The following is an 8,896-nucleotide window of genomic DNA, read 5'->3' as shown; positions in this document are numbered from 1 at the left end:
CCCGTGTGCACTGCCACGAGGGCTCAGCGCAGCCCGGCGAAGAAGGTCCGGATGTCGGCGACGTGCGCGGTGGGTTCTTCCATCGCGACGAAATGGTTGCCCGGATTTCCCGACGGCCAATGGGTGATCTTGTTGCCGTGATCGGCGAGTGTGCGCATGAGCGGTGAACCGCCACCGTAGACGCCGGTCGGCACCAGGTTCTGGTCGGTGGGCCAGCCGAACCCGCCGCCGGTGCGCAGTCCGTCGTACATCGGCCAGGACGAGGTGCCGGTGGTCTGGGTGAACCAGTACAGGGCGATATTGGTCAGCAGGTGGTCGCGCTCGATCACGTCTTCGGCGCGGTCGGCCATATAGGCGAACTCCTGGAACTTCTGCATCATCCACGCCAGCAGTGCGACCGGCGAATCGTTCCAGCCGAGGGCGAACGTTTGCGGGGCCGCCCGCAACAGGGCGTGGTGGTCGACGCCGCCGGTCATCCACTGCTGCATCTGCGCCCACTGCGCGCGATCATCGGCCGACATCGCGGGCACGTCGGCCTCGGTCGGCATGCCGATCCCGCCGTCGAGATGCACGCCGATCACATGTTCCGGGGCGGCGAGCGCCATCTCCGGCGCGACGTAGGCGCCGAGGTCACCGCCCTGCGTGCCGTAGCGGTCATAGCCGAGGCGGTCCATCAAAGTGGCCCACATCGCGGCGACCCGTGCGGTGGTCATGCCGGGTTCGCGCGGCGCCGCCGAGAAGGCGAAGCCGGGGACGGACGGGATCACCACGTCGAAGGCGAGTGCGGGATCGAGACCGTGAGCGCGCGGATCGGTGAGCGGGCCGATGGTGCGGGTGAACTCGACGAACGAGTTGGGCCAGCCGTGGGTCAGCAGCAGCGGCACCGCGTCGGGCTCGGGGGAGCGCACGTGCACGAAATGGACGTCGAGGCCGTCGATCTCGGTGATGAACTGGGGAAACGCGTTCAGCGCGGCTTCTTGTGCCCGCCAATCGAATTCGTTCGCCCAGTACGTGGCGAGCTCGCGGAGGTACTCGGTGGGGATGCCGCGTTCCCAGCCCTCGCCCGGCAGCGGAGCCGCCCAGCGCGCCCTGCTCAGCCGGTCGTGCAGATCGTCGATGTCGGCCTGGGGGATGTCGATGTGGAACGGGCGGATGGTGGTCATCGGGACTCCTCGTCGTCGGTGTGATGTCGACGTTATCGACTATCTAGGACAGTTCTGGTCCTAGATGTGCGCGAGAATGGAAAACATGACCGACACCGCCGCCCGCCTGCTCCGCCTGCTCTCCCTGTTGCAGATGCCACGGGAGTGGCCGGGCAGCGAACTGGCCGACCGGCTCGGCGTCACCGATCGGACCGTGCGACGCGACATCGACCGCCTGCGCGACCTGGGCTATCCGGTAGTCGCCGCGATGGGTGCGGCAGGCGGCTACCGGCTCACCGCGGGCTCGGCGCTCCCACCGCTGATCCTCGACGCGGACGAGGCCGTCGCCGTCGCGGTGGGGCTGAGAGTCGCCGCGGGACAGGCGGTCGCGGGCATCGAGGACGCGTCGGTGCGAGCCTTGACCAAACTCGAACAAGTCCTGCCCGCGACACTGCGCAGACGAGTGCGCGTGGTCGGCGCGGCGGTCACGGTCCGAGCGGGCGAGGGCCCCACCGTAGACCCGGAGGTCCTCACCACCCTCGCCGCCGCCGTCACCAACCGAGAACGCCTCCGCTTCACCTATCGCGACGCCACCGGCGCCGAGTCCCGCCGCCACACCGAACCCGCGGGCGTCGCCGCCGCAGGCCGCCGCTGGTACCTCGTCGCCTACGACCTCGACCGCGACGCCTGGCGCAGCTACCGCGCCGACCGCATCGAAACCCCCCACCCCACCGGCGCCCGGATCGCCCCCCGCGACCTCCCCGCCGCCGACCCGGCCGACTACGTCGCAGGCCGCCGAACCGACTGGGCCACACCCGAATACCAGGTGGATGTCACCATCGAAGCTCCACGCGGCCGAATCGCAGGCCGGCTCGGCGAGGAACCGAACACCCTTCGCGCCGACAGCAACACCACCTGCCGCCTCACCGCCACCCGAGACGACGACCCCACCTGGCTCGCCGGACAACTGACGTCCCTGGGAGTGCCGTTCCGCGTCCATGATTCGCCTGAACTGACCGCGGCATTGCGTGCCCTCACGAGTCGCCTGCAAGCCGCCCTGGGTGCTTGAGCGACCGCCCGTGCTCGTTCGAGCGTCTCGGATGGTCACCGATGAGGTTGCCGCCATCGACCATCTGCCCGTGAGGAAAGCGGCCCGGTAACTCTCCCCACCTGCACCGGGTTCGACAGCCCGATGCAGGTGCGGAGAACACTCAGGGGCGGGCGGCGACGGCTTCGACCTCGAACAGGACATCGGGGGTGGCGAGGCTCGCGACGCCGATGAGGGTTTGGGTGGGAGGGGTTGTGCCCCAGTTCGCTTGGACGGCACCTGCGATGGGGCCCAGTTTGCTGACGTCGTGATTCACGACGTAGGTCCGGAGCTGGACGACGTGGCTGAGGTCGAGGTCGTGGGCGGCCAGGGCGGTGGCGATGTTACGGAAGGTTTGGTCGACCTGCTCGGTGAAGTCGGGGGAGACGACCGCGCCGTCGGGTCGGGATCCGTACTGTCCCGAGACGAGAACCAGTTCGGTACCAGCGGGGATGACGGCGGTGTGGCTGTAGCCGAAGGGGGTCGGGTCGTGCAGGCCGTCGGGGTTGACGATGGTGTGGCGCGCGTGGTCGATGTTTGTCATGGCGATGAACCTGCCAGGAATACACGACATCCTGTGTCGTGTATTCCTGGCATAGTTTTTCGTATGCGAGCTGACCGGTTGGTCTCCCTGGTGCTGCTGCTGCGGCGGCACGGTCAGCTGTCGGCGGACACCCTGGCTCGCGAACTGGAGGTGTCCACCCGGACTGTGCTGCGCGATATCGAGGCGCTGTCCACGGCGGGCGTTCCGGTCTACGCCGAACGGGGCAGGCACGGCGGGTTCGCGCTGCTGCCCGGATTCCGGACCGAGCTGACCGGGCTGAACCACGAGGAGGCGCTGGCCTTGCTGATCGCCGGATCACGGCGTGGCGCACAGGCATTCGGGCTCGGCTCGGCGCTCGCGTCGGCCATGCTCAAGGTGGTCGACGCGCTGCCCGAAAGCTATCGGGAGACCGCGAGCGACGCGGCCGAACGATTGCTCATCGATCCCGAGACCGATCTGCTCTCGCGCCGGTTGGATGCCGAGGAGCTGCCCGACACGATCGTCAGCGAGGTCCGGCGCGCGGTGCTCGCCGGACACAAGCTGCGCATCCACTACGCCGCCGTCGACCAGAGCCCGGCATGGCGCACGGTGGACCCGATCGGCCTGGTCACCGTCCGAGGCCAAGGCTACTTGCTCGCCACCAGATCCGGCGCGGACCGCACCTACCGGCTGTCGCGGGTCGTGGCCGCCGAGGCGCTCGCCGAACCGGCCCAGCGACCGGACCGGGTCGATCTGGACCGGGCTTGGCAGGAGCGCAGCGCCCGCTTTCGCGCAGGCGGCGATCTCGTCACCGTACGGGTTCTGGTCGATCCGGTGCGGCGCGAGGAGTTGGTCGGCACCGCGGTGGCTGTCCACCGCGAAGAAGCGGACGACGACGGGCGACTGCGGCTGGAAGTGGCCTTCCAGGATCGCCGACACGCCGAATGGGCGATGTGGCAGCTCGCCGCGAACGCGGAAGTCGTTGCCCCGCAGTGGTTACGCACCACCCTGCGCGACCGTGCCGCAGCGATCGCGGCCCGCTACGCGGTGTCATCAGAACGATGATTCTCTTCGGCGCGCGCTGGGCGAACCCGTACCGCTGATCAGCCCACCGGAGCGGGTTCGCCCGGCATCCCTTCCAGGGTCAACCCGCCCTCGATCGTGTTGGGAACTCGGCGGCGGTTGGGGGAGCCCAGCGCCGTGGTGAGGTCGCCGCCGTCGTGTTCGGCGAGAAGCTCACCGCTGTCCCAGACGAGAAGGGTCGCGCTGACGGTGTTCTCGGCGGTGGAGTGGGCCAGGTCGTAGTGCGCGCAGCCGGGAACGTGGGCGTAGGTGATCCACAGGTCGTAGCCGGTCATGAACAGGTCGAGGTCGAATTGCACACTGAGGCCGAGCAATTCGCTGCGACCGTTGTCGTCGACGCCGGCGAAGGCTTCGTCGAGAGCGAGTAGGCGAGGCGCCTGCGGGTCGGCGGAGTCGAGCATCACGTGGGCGGCGGCGAACAGGGGCAGGTGCAGGGAGACCGACTGTTCGCCGCCGGAGAGGGCGCTGTGCCGGGCGACGGTGAGCTTGTCCTCGGTGCCGTCGCCGGAGATCAGCGTGAAGGAGAAGACTCGCCACGTCCGGTAGTCGAGAGTCGCGGCGAGGATTTCGGGGTACGAACGCTCCGGGTGCGCGGTGCGGGCGGCGCGGATCTCGGCGGCGAAGTGGGCGCGCACCGAGCCGAGGTCTTCCGGGCTCAGGGCGGTGGTGTCGCGGTCGAGGAGTTTGCACATGGAGCGCGCGGACTCCGACAACCCGTCGGCGAGGATCCAGTGCACACCGATGGTGTTGCCCGACGACATCCGCCGCTGCTTCATCTCCGCGCCCATGCGGGAGATGAGTTCGCGAGCGTCGGTGGTGCGTTCGTGGATCTGCTGGGCCAGACCGGTGAGCAGCGCGTCTTCGAGGATGCGCCGCTCGGCATCGGTGAGCAGCAGTTCCTGGTCGCGGCGGGCGGCGTCGATGCGGGCGGCGAAGTCGGCGAGGGCGGCCTGGCCGTTCTCGTCGTGGACGGCGACGACGGTGAGTCCGTCGGCGGCGTCCCAGTTCAGCCGGTAGTCGCGGCCGGAGGCGGTGAGCGCGGCGTCGAATTCCTGGAGAGCGGTGGTGACCGCGGACCGGGTGGACTTGCGACCCGCCTCGGTGGCGCGGACCTGGCTGGTGGCGGTGTCGAGGTCGGCGAACAGGGCGGCCACCTCGTCGGGCAGCACCACCGGATCGGTTTCCGGCCCCGCGGCGACGATGCGGTACTGCAGTTGCTCCGGGGTGGACCACGCGGCATCGCTACTGGGCCAGCGGTGTTCGACCGAGGCGCCGAGCAGGCTCAACAGGTCGGGTCGGGCGTACGGGGCCAGTGAACGCACCTCGGCGAGCACTTCGGTGAGTGCGGTGGCGAGCGCTTCGTTGGCGGTGCGAGAGGCCGCCTCGGCATCGCCGACCGCTTCGATGGCGGCATTGGCGGCCTTGCGCGCGGCCCGCTGCTCGGCCTTGGCCGCCTCGATGGCACCGCGGGCCAGGTCGAGATCGCGGTCGATGTCGGCGGCACTGGCGCCCAGCGCTTCGCGCAGCGTTTCGAGTTTGCGCTGCTGCTCGGTGTAGCCCAGTCGGGCAGCCTCGGCCTCTTCGGCGAACGCCTCGGCCAGTGCCCGCGCCTCGTCGTGCCGGTCGGCGCCCTCGCGTTCGCGTTCGCGCTCGCGTTCGTGTTCGGCGCGTAGGCGGAGCAGTCCCGTACCGGTGTTCTCGAAATGGCGGATCGCGGCGGCCAGCGCGTCGAGTTCGCGTGCCTCGCGCGGGGTTCGATGCGCTTGGGCGGCTGCGCGCACCTTCTTGTCCAGGGCCGCGACTTCGGCGACGGCCTGGTCGAGTTCGCGCTCGGACTGGGTGGCGGCCTCCACCCTCGACCGCATCAGGCCGGCGGCCTCGGACACGGCACGCAGGGCAGACGTCACCGCCGACGGGCGCGGCAGTGCCTTGGCGCCGGCCGACAGCGCGGCCAATTCGGCAGTGGCGCAACTATCTTCGTCCCTTGCCGCCTGATGTTCGGCAGTAGCGGCCTCGATCGCCGCCTCGATCTCGGCGAGCCGGGACTCACGCCTGCGCGCTCGCGCGGTGGTCCCGATGAACTCGGCTTCGGGCTTGTGGTGGTGTCCGATCAGAACGCCCTGCCGGAAAGTTCCGGCGAGGCCGACCACGACCTGCGGCGCGGCGGCAGTGGTCAGTGCGGTGAGGGTGGCGCCGGTGACCAGCCGAGTGGCATCGCCGGACACGGATCGTTCTGCGTCCGGCGTGTCATCGGTCGTCGTACCCGGCTGTGCGGATGTGTCGTGGAGGGCGATGGAGGCCAGCACCGCGGCAACGGTCTCGGTAGGCACGGTGAGATCGGCCGAATCGTCCTCGACGACAAGGACATCGGCGAGAGTACGGCCGGACGGGCGCTGATCGATCGGCAAGGGCAGCAGGAAGTGCTCGGAGTCGATGCCGGCGGGCAGACTCGGGCCACAGATCCAGCTGTCGAGGAGACCGCTGGACTGCAGTGCCGCCTCGATACCGGCCGCATCCCGCGGGGACACCGAGTCGGCGAACCGCACCAGCTGCCAGAGCGGCGCACCCGGAAGTCCTTCGCGGACACCGGTTCTGGCGGGATGGGCCGGGGGAGCGTCGTCGTGCTGGGCGGCGATCTGTGTGCGTTCGGCGACCAGGGCATCGCGGCGCACGGCAGCGGCGGTGGCACGGGAGCGCGCCTGCTCGCGGCGGGTGCGGATCTGCTCGCGCAGCGGCTCGCACCACTCGGACAAGACCTCGGAGGCGGAGGGAATGTCCTCCACGCCCGCACCGGCCATGGCGGTGTCGAGCGCTGCGAACAAGCCGGCGGTGGTGTCGGACGTCACCTTTCGGCGACGTTCACCTTTTCCGTCCTGTCCGTCGGGATTGGCGTCCGAGCGACCGTCGTGCGCCCCTGGTTCGGCAACGGCCCCGAAGATCTCGCTGTGCGCGTTCCACCAGGTGCGCAGGGCGGCGGCGGATTCGCTGCGGGCCAAGGCGACCGCGGCTTCGGCATGGGCGACTTCGGCGGCGGCCGAGTCGCGCAGTTCGACAGCGCGTTCGGCCAGGCGCTCGGAGCGGGTGCGGTCGGCGGCGGCGGTTTCCCACTTGCCCACTGCTTGTCGCACCGCACGCACGTCGGCATCACGTTCCTCCGCGTGGCCGCGCACCGCCGCGGTGAACTGGTCGCCGCGGCCCTCGGCGCTCGGTGGGGTCCATTCGATGCCCGCCTCTTCGGCGGCGGCACGGACCGCGTCTTCGCCGCGGACGAGGGCGGCGGCCGCTGTGCGGACCGCTTCGGTGGCGCGAGAGGCTTCCTCGGCGCGGCGTTGCAGCGTGTGCGAGGCTTCGGCGGCCTTGTCGCGGTGGGCCGCGGCGGAGGTTTCGAGGCGGCGGACGGCGTCGGCCAGGTCGTCGAGTTGCTGTTTGCCCTCGTAGGCGCTGGAGCGCTGGAGATTCTCGCGGTCGGCGATGGCCTGCTCATAGGCCTGGTCGGCGTTCTCGGCCCTGGTCTCGGCTTCGGTGCGGTCGGTGTCGCGGCGGGTACGCAGAGCGGTCGCGGCGAAGAGCGCGGTGGCGGCGTTGGTCACGGCATCGAGGCGGGCGCGGAGCTGGTCGACGTCCGTTTTCGCCTGTACCGCAAGGTATTTGCGGTACACATCGACGAATCGGCGAGTGGCGGTATCGGCTTGGACGAGCCCGTCGAGGGTGCGGCCGACCTCCTCCATATCGCTGAACGAGCGTGCGGCGTCGAGGATCAACTGCTCGTCGAGGGGCCGAAGGCCGTCGGTGAGTGCCTGGGAGAGGCCGCGCGGGTCGAGATTCTTGGCGAGCTGGGGCCTGCGCAGGGTGAGGATCAGATTGATCAGCTGGTCGTAGCGCTGCACGCCGAGCCCGAACATGCGCGCGTCGATCGCCGCCCGGTACTCGACGGGCCGGTCCACGATGGCGTCGCTGCCGATCTGCTCGGCCAACTGCTTGCGGGTGAGCGGGCGGTCGTCGGGACCGATGAGCGAGAAGTCGACCCCGGCGCGACCGTCGGCGACGAAGTACCAGCGGGTCACCTTGTCCGACGAGCGGGTGGCGCGCATGCCGATGCCGACGGTGACAGTCTCCGGGTCGTCCCAGCTGCCGCGCGCGAACTCCATCCACACATACGAGTAGGCCGATTCCTGCTTGCGATAGAGCAGATTCGACTTCATGGTGCGTTCTTCACCGGCGAACGGGTTCAGCCTGCGTGGTTCGATCCGTCCGTCCAGGACGAACGGGAACAACACTTCCAGGGCCTTGGTCTTGCCGGAGCCGTTGGGACCGCGCAGCACCAGGCGCCCGTCGGCGAAACTGAACTCCTGGTCGCGGTAGTCCCACAGGTTGACGATGCCGGCCCGGGTCGGGACGAACCGCACTCCGCCGTGAATGAGTGACATGCTCAGACCCCTCCCTCTCCGGTGCTGCCGTCGGTATCGGCGGCGGTGACGAACAATTCCTCGGCCTTGCGCACACGCACGGTGACCACCGCGCCGCGATATCTGGCCAGCGCGGGCAATACCAGCAGCCCGTCCTCGACCGGCCGGATCAGCCGCAGCTTGGTGAGCAGCGCGAGGACCTCGGTGGTGAGCCCGCCGACATCGGCCTGCCACTGGGCGGCGAAGGTCGCGCCGTAGCGGTCGGTGAGCGCGGTGACGGTCGTGCGCACCCAGGCGTCGTCGAGGAACGGATAGGTGACGGGTTCGAGGTCGTCGAGGTCGTCGGTGAAATCCGGGGCCGGCGTGCTGGTTTCGAGGTCCTCGGCGAGCGGGGCGAACACGCCCGCAGTGGGGATGGACGCATCGAGGTGCGCGAGCAGGGTGTCATCGGGGATGAGCGCGCCGGGGCGCCGGGGGATCGGGTTGTCGATGTCGAGGACCGTGTCGGCGATCTCGCCGATCAACAACAGCGCCACCTGCGCCAGGGTTCCGGTGCCGGGGAAGCGGGTATCGGACAGTCGTCCCGAGTTGTCGATCAGCGCCACACCTTCGGCCCGGCGTTCGGCGCGCAAGCCGGTGCAGTGTTCGACCTCGC

At 69.7% G+C, this 8,896-nt stretch carries 6 protein-coding genes; 2 read left to right on the top strand and 4 right to left on the bottom strand.

Going from position 1 to position 8,896, the window contains the following annotated elements; genetic code table 11:
• Positions 1 to 23 precede the first annotated feature (23 nt).
• The gene (locus ACFWF3_RS14015) at positions 24 to 1,163 is read right to left on the bottom strand and encodes an epoxide hydrolase family protein (RefSeq protein ID WP_379313979.1); all 1,140 of its coding nucleotides are present in this window, start codon (positions 1,161 to 1,163) and stop codon (positions 24 to 26) included.
• A gap of 85 nt (positions 1,164 to 1,248) precedes the next feature.
• On the opposite strand from ACFWF3_RS14015, the gene ACFWF3_RS14010 reads away from it, so the two are divergent.
• Positions 1,249 to 2,211 (top strand): helix-turn-helix transcriptional regulator, encoded by a 963-nt coding sequence (locus tag ACFWF3_RS14010; protein WP_379313978.1) that lies wholly within the window; start codon positions 1,249 to 1,251, stop codon positions 2,209 to 2,211.
• A 142-nt stretch (positions 2,212 to 2,353) separates the two neighbouring features.
• Here ACFWF3_RS14010 and ACFWF3_RS14005 read toward each other — a convergent pair whose 3' ends face one another.
• Entirely contained in the window at positions 2,354 to 2,773 is a 420-nt protein-coding gene (locus ACFWF3_RS14005; protein WP_378988207.1) for a RidA family protein, read from the bottom strand.
• Positions 2,774 to 2,836: 63 nt separating this feature from the next.
• On the opposite strand from ACFWF3_RS14005, the gene ACFWF3_RS14000 reads away from it, so the two are divergent.
• Positions 2,837 to 3,817 carry a helix-turn-helix transcriptional regulator gene (locus tag ACFWF3_RS14000; protein WP_379313977.1) on the top strand — a complete coding sequence of 327 codons (981 nt, stop codon included), beginning with the start codon at positions 2,837 to 2,839 and terminating at the stop codon, positions 3,815 to 3,817.
• Positions 3,818 to 3,855: 38 nt separating this feature from the next.
• Here ACFWF3_RS14000 and ACFWF3_RS13995 read toward each other — a convergent pair whose 3' ends face one another.
• Positions 3,856 to 8,262: an SbcC/MukB-like Walker B domain-containing protein gene (locus ACFWF3_RS13995; protein WP_379313976.1), complete on the bottom strand. Its 4,407-nt coding sequence runs from the start codon at positions 8,260 to 8,262 to the stop codon at positions 3,856 to 3,858.
• A 2-nt stretch (positions 8,263 to 8,264) separates the two neighbouring features.
• Positions 8,265 to 8,896, bottom strand: a 632-nt coding sequence (locus ACFWF3_RS13990; RefSeq protein ID WP_379313975.1) for a DUF2398 family protein, incomplete at its 5' end; no start/stop codon positions are given.

Source organism: Nocardia sp. NPDC060220 (assembly GCF_042727815.1).
Lineage (GTDB): Bacteria > Actinomycetota > Actinomycetes > Mycobacteriales > Mycobacteriaceae > Nocardia.
Note: the sequence above shows the minus strand (reverse complement) of the source record. Positions and strands in the feature narration are given on the sequence as shown.